13 protein-coding genes, 1 tRNA gene and 2 pseudogenes are annotated in these 14,892 nt (G+C 67.2%); 6 read left to right on the top strand and 10 right to left on the bottom strand.

The window, feature by feature from the left end; translation table 11 throughout:
• The 6 genes and pseudogenes from Q1K09_RS08535 to Q1K09_RS13075 all read left to right on the top strand — a co-directional run.
• Positions 1-584 (top strand): annotated as a pseudogene (locus tag Q1K09_RS08535) (ATP-binding protein); the annotation flags it as partial.
• The gene (locus tag Q1K09_RS08530) at positions 584-1,132 is read left to right on the top strand and encodes a hypothetical protein (RefSeq protein ID WP_300344694.1); all 549 of its coding nucleotides are present in this window, start codon (positions 584-586) and stop codon (positions 1,130-1,132) included. The pseudogene Q1K09_RS08535 and the gene Q1K09_RS08530, both read left to right, overlap by 1 nt.
• A 26-nt stretch (positions 1,133-1,158) precedes the next feature.
• Positions 1,159-2,922 carry a TraM recognition domain-containing protein gene (locus Q1K09_RS08525; RefSeq protein ID WP_300344691.1) on the top strand — a complete coding sequence of 588 codons (1,764 nt, stop codon included), beginning with the start codon at positions 1,159-1,161 and terminating at the stop codon, positions 2,920-2,922.
• Positions 2,923-3,006: 84 nt separating this feature from the next.
• Positions 3,007-3,456, top strand: coding sequence for a single-stranded DNA-binding protein (locus Q1K09_RS08520; RefSeq protein ID WP_300344689.1), 450 nt, complete (start codon positions 3,007-3,009; stop codon positions 3,454-3,456).
• A 15-nt stretch (positions 3,457-3,471) separates the two neighbouring features.
• Complete coding sequence (locus tag Q1K09_RS08515) at positions 3,472-4,092, top strand: hypothetical protein (RefSeq protein ID WP_300344687.1); 621 nt, start codon at positions 3,472-3,474, stop codon at positions 4,090-4,092.
• Between the two features lie 343 nt (positions 4,093-4,435).
• Positions 4,436-5,515 (top strand): annotated as a pseudogene (locus Q1K09_RS13075) (recombinase family protein); the annotation flags it as partial.
• A gap of 604 nt (positions 5,516-6,119) precedes the next feature.
• Here the strand turns inward: Q1K09_RS13075 and Q1K09_RS08505 are convergent.
• The 10 genes from Q1K09_RS08505 to rpmA form a co-directional block, all read right to left on the bottom strand.
• Positions 6,120-6,192 (bottom strand) — tRNA-Ala (locus tag Q1K09_RS08505).
• Positions 6,193-6,305: 113 nt separating this feature from the next.
• Positions 6,306-6,677 carry a ribosome silencing factor gene (gene rsfS, locus Q1K09_RS08500; protein WP_300344683.1) on the bottom strand — a complete coding sequence of 124 codons (372 nt, stop codon included), beginning with the start codon at positions 6,675-6,677 and terminating at the stop codon, positions 6,306-6,308.
• 14 nt (positions 6,678-6,691) lie between these two features.
• Positions 6,692-8,065 carry a hypothetical protein gene (locus Q1K09_RS08495; protein WP_300344680.1) on the bottom strand — a complete coding sequence of 458 codons (1,374 nt, stop codon included), beginning with the start codon at positions 8,063-8,065 and terminating at the stop codon, positions 6,692-6,694.
• Positions 8,066-8,770, bottom strand: a complete 705-nt coding sequence (gene nadD / locus Q1K09_RS08490) for a nicotinate-nucleotide adenylyltransferase (RefSeq protein WP_300344679.1) — start codon at positions 8,768-8,770, stop codon at positions 8,066-8,068.
• 21 nt (positions 8,771-8,791) lie between these two features.
• Entirely contained in the window at positions 8,792-8,974 is a 183-nt protein-coding gene (locus Q1K09_RS08485) for a hypothetical protein (protein ID WP_300344677.1), read from the bottom strand.
• Positions 8,971-10,302 (bottom strand): mechanosensitive ion channel, encoded by a 1,332-nt coding sequence (locus Q1K09_RS08480; RefSeq protein ID WP_300344676.1) that lies wholly within the window; start codon positions 10,300-10,302, stop codon positions 8,971-8,973. The genes Q1K09_RS08485 and Q1K09_RS08480 overlap by 4 nt, the downstream gene beginning before the upstream one ends.
• A 204-nt stretch (positions 10,303-10,506) precedes the next feature.
• On the bottom strand, positions 10,507-11,775 hold the full coding sequence (locus Q1K09_RS08475) for a glutamate-5-semialdehyde dehydrogenase (RefSeq protein ID WP_300344674.1): 1,269 nt from the start codon (positions 11,773-11,775) through the stop codon (positions 10,507-10,509).
• Complete coding sequence (proB, locus tag Q1K09_RS08470) at positions 11,772-12,926, bottom strand: glutamate 5-kinase (protein WP_300344672.1); 1,155 nt, start codon at positions 12,924-12,926, stop codon at positions 11,772-11,774. Before proB ends, Q1K09_RS08475 begins: the two co-directional genes overlap by 4 nt.
• Positions 12,923-14,485 (bottom strand): GTPase ObgE, encoded by a 1,563-nt coding sequence (gene obgE / locus Q1K09_RS08465; protein WP_300344669.1) that lies wholly within the window; start codon positions 14,483-14,485, stop codon positions 12,923-12,925. Before obgE ends, proB begins: the two co-directional genes overlap by 4 nt.
• 148 nt (positions 14,486-14,633) lie before the next feature.
• The gene (gene rpmA / locus Q1K09_RS08460) at positions 14,634-14,891 is read right to left on the bottom strand and encodes a 50S ribosomal protein L27 (RefSeq protein WP_300344668.1); all 258 of its coding nucleotides are present in this window, start codon (positions 14,889-14,891) and stop codon (positions 14,634-14,636) included.
• Position 14,892 lies beyond the last annotated feature (1 nt).

Raw genomic sequence — 14,892 nt, 5'->3', positions numbered from 1 at the left:
TCGCCGGCTTGTTCGACGGCCCCTCAACCGTGGCGTTCGATCCGGATCTGCCGATGATCAGCCTCGACCTGTCCCGGGTGACCGAGAACTCCACCCTCATCAGCGTGTTGATGACCTGTAGCTCGGCGTGGATGGAATCGGCGCTGCTGGACCCCAATGGTGGGCAGCGGTGGGTGATCTATGACGAGGCCTGGCGGCTGATGTCCCATCCGGCGTTGTTGAAGCGGATGGATGCGCATTGGCGTCTGGCCCGGCATTACGGGATCGCGAACATGCTGATCTTCCACAAACTCTCCGACCTCGACAACGTCGGCGACGAAGGCTCCGCCATGCGTTCCCTGGCCAACTCGCTGTTGGCGAATGCGGAGACGCGGATCGTCTACCGCCAAGAGTCCGATCAGCTCGGCCCCACCGCCACCGCGCTCGGGCTGACCGGAACCGAACAAGCCTTGCTGCCGAACCTTGGGGTGGGTCAGGGGCTGTGGCGGATCAAGAACCGCTCCTTCGTGATCCAGCACCAGCTCCACCCCGGCGAGCTGAAGCTGTTCGACACCAGCCGCCGCCTCACCGCAGGAGTCAACTAATGCCCAAACTTCCCACCCTGAGACACCGCCGCAACGACACGAGCGTGACGATGCCGGTGGTGCTGCGGCACGTGGTCATCACCGTCGACATCACCGGCACCATGTCCGTGACCGCCGACCAACAGCCATACCTTCCGCCGGCGGGTGAGGTGTGGGGTCGGGGTGACTTCGCGACCATCCTTGATGACCTCACCGAGCAGCGCCGCGTTCCCGTGCGTGTGGATGTCTATGAGTCCGACGGCAGTCACTTCACCGACATCATCCACGCCCACCGACCACGCCGCACCCCCGAACCCGAACCGGACGACGCGGCCCCTACTGGTCCAGAAGCTGCCGCTGATGGCTTTGAACCTGAGGAAGCGACTCGGGCAGTGGAATCGGAGCGGTTGGTGGGGTTCTTGCCCGGTGAAACGGTGCTCGTCGCCCAAGTCAGCGAGGAAGTGGCGGCTGATGAAAACGGCACCATCACCCCACCCGACACAAGCAAGGGTCCGGCGGTGGTGGTTGGGCGGACCTCCGGGACCCTGATCGTGCAGGGGGCGTCGTGAGTGCCTCGCAGCGGCAGAGTGGGTCGATGGGCGACGAACTGACCAACGCCGCCCTCATCGGCCTCATCAGCCTGTTCCTCCTCACCCTCATCCTGCGAGCGACCGGGTCGGTCACCGCGTTCCTCACCGGTATCCCGCAACCCACAGCGAGCTGGGCGGCAGGTGCCGGGGTGTTGTTCAACCCCGGCGTCCCCGCCGAGGCCCTCGGCGCGCCTGGTCTCAGCCCGGTCGCGTACTGGGTCACGACCGTTGTGATTCTGGGCGGTCTTGTCGGATTCGTGGGTTGGGGATGGGTCGTGTGGCGGCGCCGTTCCCATGCTCAGGAGGTGGATCCGCATCGGTTGGCGGGGATCGCGATGCGGCACGAGATCGCCCAGGTCGCCTCAGAGAAAGCTCTTCTGAAACGGGCGTCCACGTTGCGGCCCTCGTTGGAGGACCCGGGTCCAGGTGAGGTGGGGTATCGGCTCGGGTCGTCGAAGGGACATGGGGTGTGGGCGAGTGTGGAGGACTCGATCCTGCTGATCGGCCCACCCCGCTCCGGCAAGGGCCTGCACATTGTCATCCCCGCCATCCTCGACGCACCCGGCCCCGTGGTTACCACCTCGACCCGGCCGGACAACCTGACCGCCACCCTCCGCGCCCGGCAGCGCCGCGGCCCGGTGGCGGTGTTCGATCCCCAGCACCTGGCCGAAGGGCTCCCGGCGGGGATGCGCTGGTCACCCGTGCGCGGCTGTGAAGACCCGTTGACAGCGATGATTCGCGCTACCGGGCTGGCCTCCGCCACCGGGTTGTCAGCCGGAGGGGTCGAATCGGGTGGGTTCTGGGAAGGCAAAACCCGCACCGCCCTCCAAGCCCTCCTCCACGCCGCCGCATTGGACGGGCGCAAACCGGCGGACTTGTTCCGGTGGACCCTCGACCCCGCCGCCGCTGCTGAAGCGGTCGCGATCCTCATCAACCACCCCGATGCAGCCGCCGGGTGGGCCGACTCGCTCGGTGCGATGATCGACGCCGACCCCAAGACCCGTGACTCCATCTGGCAAGGTGTCGCCCTCGCCCTCGGCGCCCTCGCCGACCCCCGCGTCCTCGACGCGGTCACACCACGTGACAACGAGACCCCATTCGATCCCGAGACCTTCCTGCGCGAGTCCGGGACCCTGTACCTCCTCGCCACAGGTGCTGGTGCCGGGGCTTCGGCCGCTCTGGTGGCGGCGTTCATCGAAGACCTCATCGAAACCGCCCGCCGCCTCGCCGCCCGCTCACCCGGCGCACGCCTCGACCCACCCCTGCTGCTCGCCCTGGATGAGATCGGCAACCTCGCACCCCTACCGTCCCTGCCGACGTTGATGGCCGAAGGCGGCGGCACCGGCATCACCACCCTGCCCGTCCTCCAATCACTCGCCCAGGCACGCGACAAATGGTCCGAACACCAAACCGGAGCAATCTGGGACGCCGCCATCGTCAAACTCATCCTCGGCGGCGCCTCCAACAGCCGCGACCTCCAAGACCTCACCACCCTCATCGGCGAACGCGACGAATACACCGACTCCGTCACCCTCGGTGACCACGGCAGCAGGTCGAATCAACGCTCCGTGCGCCGGGTGCCGATCCTGCCACCCGACCGCATCCGCACCCTTCCCTTCGGCACCGGCGTCACCCTGCTCCGCTCCGCGCCGCCGATCATCACCGACCTGACCGCCTGGCCCACCCGACCCGACGCCGACACCCTCAAACGCGACCGCCGCGAACTGGAACAGCTCCTCCAGGCCGGACCTGCAGCGCAGGACGAGTAGCCCGGGACGGTCGGCGCACCTGACCGGTACCAGCAGCCCACACCACCAGCGGGCTGCAGTCCACGAGTTGAGAGGTATCGCGTCATGGCCATCCGCACCCAGGAATCCCTGTCCGGGTTCATCGCATCCGATCCGCAGCTGACGTACACCGACCGAGGCGATGCCCGCTTCTACGCCCGCTTCGGCCAGGAGAATTTCCAGCGAGAAGAGGACGGCTCCTTCACCAAGCTGGAGCCGTCTTTCGGCAATCTGGTGCTTTACCGCGCCACCGCTGAGCGGGCTTTCGAACGCTTCACCAAGGGTGACCAGTTCGTCGCCGAAGGCTACGCCCACGACTACACCTACGAGCGCGACGGACAGACCATCGCGGGCGAGGAGTTCGTCGCCAAGAAGATCGGCCACGACACTGCCCGCACCCGCTACGACGTCGACCGCACACCCCGCCAGGCACTCGAACGCCAGGCGGCTGGGCAGGCCTTCGAACCACCCCAGCAGCAGCAAACCGCACCTGCTGCCGACAGCCTCAGCATGTGACCCGGGGGAACGATCATGAGCACTCACGGCCCCGAGCCCGACGACCAGTACGAGGACCCCGGCATCTTCGACGACCACCCCCACACCCCCGACACGAGCGCGCTGCCCGAGCCACCGCACCCGATCAACTGGAACCTGCTATCAGCGCAGGATCTGGAAGCAGAACTGCTAGAACTGAACCGGTGGGTCGACTGGCTCCGCCATACCTACGGACTGCCTGCCTCGGTCGTCCCGCCGTACTGGCATCGCCATCTCGAACTGGTCTGGGAACTGTCCGCGCTGCACCTGCACTGGCTGTGCGCCTACGACCCCGAACAAAACGGTTCCGCGCCCCTGGGCTGGCACCGCGACTTCGCCGACGCCCGCCACCGTCTGCGCGACTGGGTCACGGCCTCCGGCACCCGCCTGGACCGAGACCGACCCACCCGCCAAACCACCTGGCCCGGTGAAGAACCTCAACCCAGCCACGACGAGTCCGTCATCACTGACCGGGATGCCGACTTCGTCCAGTTCGTCATTGACCAAGTCAACGAACGCCAGGCTGCTGAGGACGCCTTTTACGCGAGTCTGGATGACCGGATCGGCCCGGCGACCGGTGAGGTTCGTGACGACGTTCTCGGCTCGGAAGGCGGCTGAGGATGGTGCGCCGGTACCGCCGCGCCACGGCCCGAGTCGAGGCGGATCGGCCCCTGCGCGTCCGGTATGAGCCGCGTGAGGAGATTGATGTCGCGAAGGTTGCGGAGGTGTTGATCCGGATCGCGCTGCGCACCGCTGGCGACCAGCCCGTCGGGCGGTCCGGTGCCCATCTTCGTCGCCTGCTCGTAGCCGGTCGCTAGACTGGGCTCACACTAAGTTTCGGCGTTGTTGGCACCTGCCTTGCTAAGCCCCGTTCGCGGGGTGTTCTTTTCGACTCTGACGTGACCGCCTCCGGCGCCCCACCCGCCCCCAGTTGTGTGGGGGCTTGTGAAAGGCGGTCACCATGACACTCGATCAGCTCTCCGGCCTCGACATCCCGGGCCTTCGACGCCTCGCTCGCACCACACCACGCCCAGACGCCGCAGCACCCGGGGCTGAGGGGCAGGTGGCGGCGATCAGCTACCTGCGGGTCTCGACCAAGGATCAGGCCACCCGCAACGGGCTGGAAGAGGGCCTGTCGATCCCGGCCCAGCGCGAAGCCGCGCAGCGCAAGGCCGAACAGCTCGGCGCAGTGATCATCAAGGAGTTCATCGAGCCCGGCGAGTCCGCCAAGACCGCACAGCGACGCGCGCTCCAAGAGATGCTCGACTACGCCACCACGCACCCGGTGCGGTACTGCATCATCAACAAGGTCGACCGCCTCGCACGCAACCGGCTCGATGACGCCATGATCCACGCCGCGCTGCGGGATGCGAACATCAGCCTGGTGTCGGTCACCGAGAACATCGACGAGACCCCCTCAGGGATGCTGATGCACGGCATCCTGGCCTCCATGGCCGAGTTCTACTCGCTGAACCTGGCCCAGGAAGTCCTGAAAGGCATGACCCAGAAAGCCGCTATCGGCGGCACCCCCACCAAAGCGCCTCTGGGCTACCTCAACGTCCGCACCACCGACGCCCGAGGACGCGAGTCCCGCGAGATTGAGGTCGACCCCGAACGCGCCGACCTCGTCCGTTTCGCGTTCACCGCCTACGCCACCGGGGACTGGTCCCTGTCGCGCCTGGCCAAGGAACTCACAGCCCGTGGCCTGACCACCCGGCCCACCCCCTCGCAGCCGGCCAAGCCAGTCACCACGACCGGGCTGCACAAGATCCTGACCAACCCCTACTACCAGGGCACCGTCACCTTCCGCGGGGTCACCTACGACGGCACCCACGAGCCCCTCGTCGACGCGGAGACGTGGCTGCGTGTCCAAACCAACCTCGACGCCAACAACGCCCGTGGCGAACGACCACAGAAGTACGACCACTACCTCAAGGGCACCCTGTACTGCGCCTGCGGGGCCAAGCTCATGATCGAACGCCCCCGCGACAAGACCGGGGACCGCTACGAGTACTTCACCTGCTCCGGACGACGACGCAAGACCACCCACTGCACTCGCTCCGCGATCCTTGCCGAACGCGCCGAAGCCGAGATTGAACGTACCTACCAGCGCAACTCCCTGAACCCAGCCCAGGCCGAGCACGTCCGGAAAGTCCTCAACGACGTATTCGACCAGCTCGAAGGATCCAGCGAGGACGAACGCAAGCTCCTGACTGCCCAGCGCGACAAGCTCGAAGCCGAACGCCTCAAACTCGTCCAGGCCCACTACGCCGACGCGATCCCCCTCGACCTCCTCAAAAGCGAGCAAGACCGCATTCGCGTCAACCTCGACCAGATCAGCACACGGCTCGACAACCTCACCGACACCTACGCCGAGGCCCGAACAGGCTTGGACCAGCTCACCGACCTCCTCGTCGACCTCGACGACCTCTACAACAAGTGCGAACCAGCCGAACGACGCATCCTCAACCGCGCCCTGTTCACCCGCATCACCATCGACGACGAAGAGAACGCCACCTACACACCCGAGCAGACCACCGCCAGCATCCTCGCCCACACCAGCATCGATGCCCCGGCGCACGTCACCGCAGAAACAAAACTGCCCCGCCATCAGGCGGGGCAAGTTTCGATTTTCTCATCTTACGTGGAGGTAACGGGACTCGAACCCGTGACCTTCTGCATGCCATGCAGACGCGCTACCAGCTGCGCCATACCCCCATATTCATGTTGCCGCTGCCTCCGCTGTCCCGCGTTGGCAACCCCTATACATTACAGCGGGATCAGCCGGCCGCGCAAATCGACCAAATCGGCCACCGTCCCGACGACCCGTTTCAGGAGCCGCCCTCCACGCCGACGTCGAGCCGCGGCACATCGGCGTAGAGACGATCCAAACCATAGAGCGCCCGCTCCTGCTCGTGCTGGACATGGATGACCATATGCCCGTAGTCCAGCAGCACCCAGGTTCCGGAGTCGCGGCCCTCCCGGCGGATCGGCGCCGAGCTGTGCTGCTCCTTCAACTGGTGCTCAATCTCATCGCAGACCGCATTGACCTGCCGGTCCGAGGGCGCAGAGCAGATCAGGAAGGCGTCAGTGATGCCCAGCCGCTCCCCCACGTCCAGAGCAACGATATGGGTGGCCAGCTTATCGGCGGCCGCGGCGGCAGCAGTCCGCACCTCGGCGAGCACATTCTCAGGAACTGTCATAACTGCTCCCCAGTCTAGAGCAGCACAAAGTAGAGCACGACGCCGACGGCGATGAGGAGCAGCACCGCCAGCACAATCACCAGCCAGGTCAGCACGCTCTGCCGGTCCACCTGGCGTGAGGTCGCATCCACCATCTTGTTCAGGTCCAGCCCGTGGGCACCCTGGGCATTGACCGGCTCGATCTGCCCAGTGAAGTACTCGACTTCCTCCGGATCGCGGTCCAGAGACTCGCGCACTGCCCGCCCGGTGATCACCGCAGACTCGGGCCGCTCACGACGACGGCGCCGCGCTTCCCGCTCCGCTTCGATCTGCTGTTTGCGCAGGCGCTCCTGGTTGGCCTGCATGGCTTTGGCGGCCAGGGCCTGCTGCTTCTTCAGCAACTCCGGATCCACCCGCGAGGGATCGTCATTGCGCGCGATCTCGGCCGTGGTGCTCTGCAGCTCCTGGGCGAGTTCGGGGTCCAGCTTCGGCAGCGATGCGGTCTCCCGCAGCAGTCGGCGTGCACGGCGTGAGGCCGGGATCGGGGCGCTCTGGTGGTCGATGAACTCCATGCCGGAGGCCTCTGCGTCAGTGCCGGAGTCCGACCGCTCCTCCTGGTCGTCGGCATCGTCCTCATCGGTGATGTCTTCTGACTCTGTGGCGGCGGCAAGCAGCGCCGCGTCCTCTTCGGAGAGCTCAACGTCGGGGGTTTCCGAGATCTCACCGTCCGGTGCTGTCTCCTCAGCCGCATCGGCGAGGTCCTCCTCTGGGCGGGCCGGCTCCTCTGCTTCGACCGGCTCCGGGAGCACAGCCTCATCGGGCACGTGGCCCTGTGCCGTCTGCGCGCTCTCGCTGTCGGCCTCCGCCTGGCCGGCCGCCTCCTGGTCGGTCTCAGGGTCTGTGGTGAGGTCTGCCTCCTCGGCGTCCTCGCCACGATCCTCCGCCCCCTGGGCCACCTCGGGCTCGTCCTCAGCCACCGGGCTGCTGATGATCTCGGTGACGTCGTCGCCGGCGTCTTCGGACTCATCCGGTACTGCCTGGTCCCACTGTGCGGGGGGTTCGGCAGCGACGTCGTCCTCACCCCGGTCAGGTCCTCGGTGCGGCGGGCGGGGCAGCTCTGCGGCTTCGGCAGCCTCGGTGTCCGTCAGCGTCCGCTCGGACTCTTCCAGCGCAGGTTCTTCTTCGATGTCGGAGGCAGAGGAATCCAGCTGCGCGTCCTGGGTCTCATCCGGCTGCGCGTCTCCGGCGGCCAGTGCGTCCGAGGTGGCCTCGGCCTCCTCCTGGGCCGCCCGGCGTGCGGCCAGCTCTGCTTCCCTCCTGCGGCGCAGCTCCTTGCGGGAGACCGGCAGATACCGCGCGCGCAGGTCCTCTCCCCCGCCCGAGTTCTGCTCAGTGGTGTCTGCGCTCATCTACGAAGCCTCCTGATCGTTGTCCTCCATCGTATGCCCGTCGGAGACTGGGATGCGGTCAGTTGCCGGGCGCGTGTCCGGCTCCGGCTGATAGAGCCGATGTTTGGTGATGTACTGCACCACACCGTCGGGCACCAGGTACCACACCGGTTTGCCGGCCCGGCCGCGCTCTCTGAGGTCGGTGGAGCTGATGGCCATGGCGGGAATCTCCATCAGGGAGATCTGCTCGGTGAGTCCGAAATCCTCACTGCGGTAGCCGGGTCGGGTGACCGAGACGAAGTGCGCCAGCTCCCAGAGCTCCTCCACGTTCTTCCAGGACATGATCTGGGCCATCGCGTCGGCCCCGGTGATGAAGAACAGGTCGGCATCGGGGTACATGCGGCGGAAGTCCCGCAGCGTGTCGATGGTGTAGGTCTTGCCTCCGCGGTCGATGTCCACCCGGGAGACGGTGAACCGCGGGTTCGAGGCAGTGGCGATCACGGTGAGCAGATACCTGTGCTCAGCGGGCGTGACCTGCCGGTCCGCCTTCTGCCACGGCTGGCCGGTGGGAACAAAGACGACTTCGTCCAGGCTGAATTCGGCGGCGACTTCGCTGGCGGCCACCAGGTGGCCGTGGTGGATCGGGTCGAAAGTGCCGCCCATGATGCCCAGCCTGCGGCGGCCTGTGCCGCCCGGGGTCTCAGAGGCCTGCGGGAAAGGTGGCAAGCTTGTCCTGCTATCTGCTGATCAGTGGTCCGAGTGGGGGTCGGCCGGCAGCTCCCTGCTCTTATTGGAGAAGCTGAGCGCAGTCAGAAGTGCCAGCATCAGCAGAATGAACATCACGATGCCGAACCATTCTGCGGGCATGAAGAGCTCATGCTCTTCTCCGCCCTCAGCGGCCAGCAGCAGTGCAGCGAACGGCAGGTTCATGCCTCTCCCTCGACGAACGGTTCAGAACACGTCAAGTCTACGTGAAAAGGGACCCCGCTCGCCTGCCGGCGCACCGGAGAGCACCGATGCGCCGGCCCAGCGTTCCGGGGTCCCTTCCCGATCAGCCTCAGGCGGGGCCGCCGCCGGACGGGGGCGTGGGGCTCTCGGCCTTCCGCTCCAGCTTCTGCAGCTGACGGGCGGCCGTCTCCCGCCCGCCCAGACCGAAGGCAAGGGCTGCGGGCCAGGGCGCCGCCGACCACCACCGCGCCGAAGGCGAGATTGATGATGGAGTCCGCGATACCCATGTACTGCAGACCCATAGCCACGAACAGGGCCAAAGTGCCGTAGCGGATGATCGTGCTGGCCGCACCCGAGCCCACGGTACGGGCGAGCAGGTTGGCGATGAAGAAGCCGGCACCGATGATGACAGCGCCGAAGAGCACCCGTCCGCCGAGGCTGAGCACCTCGTTGAGGATCGCGGTGATCTCCGGGAAGTTCAGCGCCCGGGCGGCCATGATGGCGAAGAACAGCACGATGGCGACCTGGCCGACCTTCGCCAGGATCTCCGAGACGCTGGACTGCCGCGGCTCCACACCGAGGTTGGCGGCCAGCCGGTCGGTGCCCACACTGGCCAGAGTGGAGGCCAGCAGGTCGCCGACGAACTTGGCGATCAGCACGCCGATGCCCAGGATCACCACCGCGGCGATGATCGCCGGGATGGCGTTGAGGATCATGTTCAGCATGACGGTGGCCGGCTCGGAGATTGCCGAGATGCCCAGCACCTGCAGGGCGGCGATGGCCACCACAATGAGGATCACAGCGAACACGAGGTTCGCGATCGTGGAGGTGATGCGCCGGTTCAGCTCGGCGGCTTCGGCGGAGTAGCCGCTCGGCGCCGGCGGGGCGCCAGCCTCAGCGGGCGCATCGGCCGGGGTGCGCTGAGCCGCGGACTGGGCCTTGTTGAACAGTCCGTGGAAGTTGACCCGCCCCAGGGTGGCCTCGATCAGCTGCTTGACGATCCGGGCGATCACGAAGCCGATGAAGAAGATCACACCGGCAGCGATGATGTTCGGCAGGAAGCCGAGGAAGATGTGCAGCATCTGCTGCACCGGCTGCAGAACCTGCTCCAGGGCGAAGACCTGCAGAATGGTCACCAGGCCGAACAGCCAGATCAGCAGTGATGCGATCTGTCCGAGTCCGTCGCCCAGTGACTCTCCGCCGTCGCCCCCGCGGTGGAGGATCGGCACCTTCTTGACCAGTTTGGCCACGGCCCATTTCACAGCCGCGGCAACCAGCCAGGTGATCACCAGAATGACGAGCGCTATCACGACTTTCTCGACTAGGCCGAGCTAGTCGTAGTCGCCGAGATTCATGGTTGCTCCTTCGGTCGTATGCAGTTGCCTGCTGACACATCGGCGTGCCGGACATCACATACGCTACCGAACCACTTGACACAGGTCTACCGATTGGTGGGAATCAGCTGGACTTCGGCTGAACGTTACGGCTCTTCTGTGTGCAGGGCAGGCGCCGTCTCAGTCGCGGATCTGGCCTTCACCGCGCACGACCCATTTGGTGGTGGTCAGCTCTCCCAGCCCCATGGGTCCTCGGGCGTGCATCTTCTGGGTGGAGATGCCCACCTCGGCGCCCAGCCCGAACTGGCCGCCGTCGGTGAAGCGGGTGGAAGCATTGACTACGACGGCGGCGGCGTCGACCTCTGCGATGAACCGCTCGGCGTGAGCCACCGAATCGGTGACGATGGCCTCGGTATGCCCAGTGGTGTGCCGGCGAATATGGTCGATCGCCTCATCCAGGCTGTCCACCACGCCGACTGCCAGCTCCAGGTCCAGGAACTCGGTGGCGAAGTGCTCGGCGGTCACCTCTGTGACTTCGGCATTGGCGCTGCGCTCAGCCGGCAGCCAGGCATCGGCTCGGGGGTCCACGTGCAGCACCACGCCTGCGGCATGCAGCGCCCGCAGCACTTCGCGGCCGGACTGCTCAGCCTGGGAGTGGATCAGCAGCGTCTCGGCGGCGTTGCAGACACTGGGGCGGGACATCTTGGCGTTGAGCACAATCTCCCGGGCCTGCTCAGGGTCTGCGGTGGCGTCGAGGAAGATGTGGACGTTGCCCTCCCCGGTTTCGATGACCGGGACTCGGGCATTCTGCACCACGTGCTGGATCAGCTCGCCGCCGCCGCGCGGGATGAGCACGTCTACGCTGCCGCGGGTGGTCATCAGCTCTGTGGCACCCTCCCGGCCGAAAGCGTCGATGGACTGCACAGCATCCACCGGCACCGAGGTGGTGGCCAGGGCTTGGCGGATGATGGACAGCAGCGTCTCATTGGTGCTCTGGGCTGCCGAGCCGCCGCGAAGGATGGCAGCATTGCCGGACTTCAGGGCCAGGGCTGCGATATCCACCGTGACATTGGGCCGGGCCTCATAGATCGCGCCGACCACCCCCAGCGGCACGGTCACCTGGCTCAGCCGCAGACCATTGGGCAGGGTGCGTCCCTGCACCACGCGGCCGACCGGGTCCTCCAGACCGATGATCTCTTCGACGGCGGCGGCCAGCGCTTCGACCCGCTGCGGTGTCAGCCGCAGCCTGTCCAGCAGGGCCCGGCTCATGCCGTTGTCTCGGCCGCGAGCCAGGTCTGCCTCGTTCGCGCTGCTCAGCGCTGCGGAGGATTCGCGCAGTCCCTCGGCCACGGCGGCCAGGGCGCGGTCCTTATGGCGCCGGTCCAGCCGGCCCAGTACGCGGGACGCCTCGCGGGCGCGCTGGCTGGTCTGCTGCACTGATGCGCTCATGACTGTACCTCCACTCTCACCATGTCATCAGTATGGATGACCGGACGTTCATAGTCGGGCCCCAAGTCCCGGCCCAGCTCGGCAGTGCTTCGTCCCAGCATCTGCGGAAGCTCCGTTGAGCTGAATGCGGTGACCCCGCGGGCACGCACCTGATCGCCGAGGCTGCGGACCTCCACCACGTCTCCGGCTTCAAAGCTGCCTCGGACCTCGGTGATCCCGGCCGGCAGCAGGGAACCGCGCCGGTCCACCACGGCGGACACAGCGCCGTCGTCGATGATCAGCGCCCCCTTGGTGTGCGCCAGATGCGCCAGCCAGGCGGACCTGGCGCCGCGACGTCGACCGCGGGCTTCGAAGAAGGTGCCGACCTCTTGGCCGGAGAGCAGCTCGGCGGCCCGCGAGGCTGAGGTCAGCATCGCTGGAGTGCCGTTGGCGGTGACGATCTGAGCGGCCTCCACTTTGGTGGCCATCCCCCCGGTGCCGACTCCGGCCCGCCCGCGCGGGCCCAGAGTGACCCCCCGCAGGTCCTCCGCACCGCGGATGCGGGCCACCGGCTGCCCGCCGGAGCTGGGCGGGCCGTCGTAGAGAGCATCGACGTCGGAGAGAAGCACCAGGGCGTCGGCGTGCAGCAGGTTGGTGGTCAGCGCAGCCAAGCGGTCATTGTCGCCGAACCGGATCTCCGTAGTGGCGACGGCGTCGTTCTCATTGATGATCGGTACGGTACCCATGGCCAGCAACTTCTCCAGGGCACGCAGCGCATTGGTGTAGGTGGAGCGCCGGATCAGGTCCTCTGCAGTGAGCAGCACCTGGGCCACGGTGGCTCCGTAGCAGGCGAAGGCGCGCGTGTAGTGGGCCAGCAGCAGCCCCTGGCCCACAGCGGCCGCAGCCTGCTGGGTGGCCAGGTCCTGGGGCCGCACGGGCAGGCCCAGCGGACTCAGTCCTGCCGCGATAGCGCCCGAGGAGACCAGCACCACTTCGGTTCCGCCCCGCCGCAGCTGCTGGCAGGCCTCCACCAAGGAGTTCAGCGCCTGCACACTGATCCCCCCGGCCAGGGTGGTCAGCGAGGAGGATCCGATCTTGACCACCACGCGCTTGGCCGTCGGCAGATCAGCGGCTGACCGAACGCCGGAGACGCGGAGCTTGGCGGAGCTCACCGCTGGTCCTCCTGGGGGTAGACGACCTTCACCTCAGCCTCGTCCTCCACAGAGTAGAGCTCCTCCATCTCCTGCCGCACAGCCTGCTTGGCGGCCCGGCGCTGGGCCTGCTCCTGCTTCTTCTCAGCGCGGGTGGGCCTGTGGTGATCCTCAAACCGCGCATCGGAGCCGCGGGGTCCGGCCAGGTGCTCAGCCCCGCCCGCCATGGTGGGTTCCCAGTCGAACACCACGCCGTCGGACTCGCTGCCGATGACCACGGAGTCCGAGGGTGCGGCTCCGAGCCGGAAGAGCTCGTCCTCAATGCCGATTGCCAGCAGCCGGTCCGCCAGGTAGCCGACGGCCTCGTCATTGCTGAAGTCGGTCTGCTGGATCCAGCGCTCGGGCTTGGCCCCGCGCACCCGCCAGAGCGGTTCGCCGCCCTTCTCCTCCCGGGTGATGGTGAAGCCCTTCTCATTGACCGGCTTGGGACGCACCGTCACCGGCACCGGAGCGGCCTCAGCGGTGCGCTCAGCACGTGATGCCTCGACCAGCTCGGCCATAGCGAAGCTGAGCTCCCGCAGACCCTTCCGGGAGACGGCGGAGATTTCGAAGACCCGGTTGCCGCGGTTCTGCAGCGTGGTGCGGACCATCTCCGCCATCGCCTCACCGTCGGGGAGGTCGGTCTTGTTCAGCGCCACCAGCCGGGGCCGCTCGTTCAGCGGAACGGCTGATGCGGCGCCGGTGTCCGCCGCCGGGCTGACGGCGTCCGGGGCGTAGGCGGCCAGTTCCGCCTCCACGGCGTCCAAATCGCTGACCGGGTCACGGTCGGTCTCCAATGTGCCGCAGTCCAGCACATGCACCAGCGCCGCGCAGCGCTCCACATGCCGGAGGAACTCATGGCCCAGCCCCTTACCTTCGGCCGCACCGGGGATGAGACCGGGCACATCGGCCACGGTGAACCGGGTCTCGCCGGCTTCGACGACGCCCAGATTGGGCACCAGGGTTGTGAAGGGGTAGTCGGCGACTTTGGGACGCGCTGCCGAGAGCGCGGCGATCAGGCTGGACTTGCCCGCCGAGGGGAAGCCGACCAGCGCGATGTCCGCCACTGACTTCAGCTCCAGCACCACCTCGACCTCTTCACCGGGGGTGCCCAGCAGCGCGAATCCGGGGGCCTTGCGCTTCTTGGAGGCCAGAGTCGCATTGCCCAGGCCGCCTTGACCGCCTTCGGCGATGCGGGCCCGCGCTCCGGCACCGACCAGGTCCGCCAGGACCGTGCCGTCACGGTCTTTGACCACGGTGCCGTCGGGCACCGGCAGCTCCAAGGTCTGGCCTTTGTGGCCGTGGCGCAGTCCGCCCTGGCCCACTCCCCCGTTCTCGGCCCGCCGGTGGGGGCGGTGGTGGTAGTCCAGCAGAGTGGTGGTCTGCGGGTCCACCACCAGCTCGATGTGGCCGCCGTCGCCGCCGTTGCCGCCGTCGGGCCCGCCCAGGGGCTTGAACTTCTCCCGGTGCACGGAGACGCAGCCGTGGCCGCCGTTGCCGCCGGCGGCGTGCAGCACTACTCGGTCTACAAAGTGCGCCATGGGAGTTCTCCTTGAGCTCTTCGGCGGTGCCTGGGGGTCTCAGGCTGGGGAAATGCCAAAGGGCCCGGTCAGCTCTGCGCTGCCGGACCCTTTGGTATCTGTGGGCTGCGGGGTGTCCCCGCTGCCGCGGATGCTGCTGCGGCCGGCCTCAGCCTGCCGCTGGGACGATGTTGACGACCTTGCGGCCGCGCTTGCTGCCGAACTCCACGGCGCCGTCGGCCAGGGCGAAGAGCGTGTCATCGCCGCCGCGGCCCACATTGGTGCCGGGGTGGAACTTGGTGCCGCGCTGGCGGATGAGGATCTCGCCGGCGGAGACGGTCTGGCCGCCGAAGCGCTTCACGCCGAGGCGCTGCGCGTTGGAGTCGCGGCCGTTGCGAGTCGAGCTCGCACCCTTCTTCTGTGCCATA

Source organism: Nesterenkonia sp., from assembly GCF_029265375.1.
In the GTDB taxonomy this organism is placed as follows: domain Bacteria; phylum Actinomycetota; class Actinomycetes; order Actinomycetales; family Micrococcaceae; genus Nesterenkonia.
The sequence above is the reverse complement of the archived record's forward strand: the minus strand, read 5'-3'. Positions and strand labels throughout refer to the sequence as shown.

Bases quoted from the DNA above. Each gene is read 5' to 3' on its own strand.
- Q1K09_RS08530 (WP_300344694.1), top strand. From the start codon at position 584: ATGCCCAAACTTCCCACCCTGAGACACCGCCGCAACGACACGAGCGTG.
- Q1K09_RS08525 (WP_300344691.1), top strand. From the start codon at position 1,159: ATGGGCGACGAACTGACCAACGCCGCCCTCATCGGCCTCATCAGCCTG.
- Q1K09_RS08520 (WP_300344689.1), top strand. From the start codon at position 3,007: ATGGCCATCCGCACCCAGGAATCCCTGTCCGGGTTCATCGCATCCGAT.
- Q1K09_RS08515 (WP_300344687.1), top strand. From the start codon at position 3,472: ATGAGCACTCACGGCCCCGAGCCCGACGACCAGTACGAGGACCCCGGC.
- rsfS (WP_300344683.1), bottom strand. From the start codon at position 6,677: ATGACAGTTCCTGAGAATGTGCTCGCCGAGGTGCGGACTGCTGCCGCC.
- Q1K09_RS08495 (WP_300344680.1), bottom strand. From the start codon at position 8,065: ATGAGCGCAGACACCACTGAGCAGAACTCGGGCGGGGGAGAGGACCTG.
- Q1K09_RS08485 (WP_300344677.1), bottom strand. From the start codon at position 8,974: ATGAACCTGCCGTTCGCTGCACTGCTGCTGGCCGCTGAGGGCGGAGAA.
- Q1K09_RS08475 (WP_300344674.1), bottom strand. From the start codon at position 11,775: ATGAGCGCATCAGTGCAGCAGACCAGCCAGCGCGCCCGCGAGGCGTCC.
- obgE (WP_300344669.1), bottom strand. From the start codon at position 14,485: ATGGCGCACTTTGTAGACCGAGTAGTGCTGCACGCCGCCGGCGGCAAC.
- rpmA (WP_300344668.1), bottom strand. From the start codon at position 14,891: ATGGCACAGAAGAAGGGTGCGAGCTCGACTCGCAACGGCCGCGACTCC.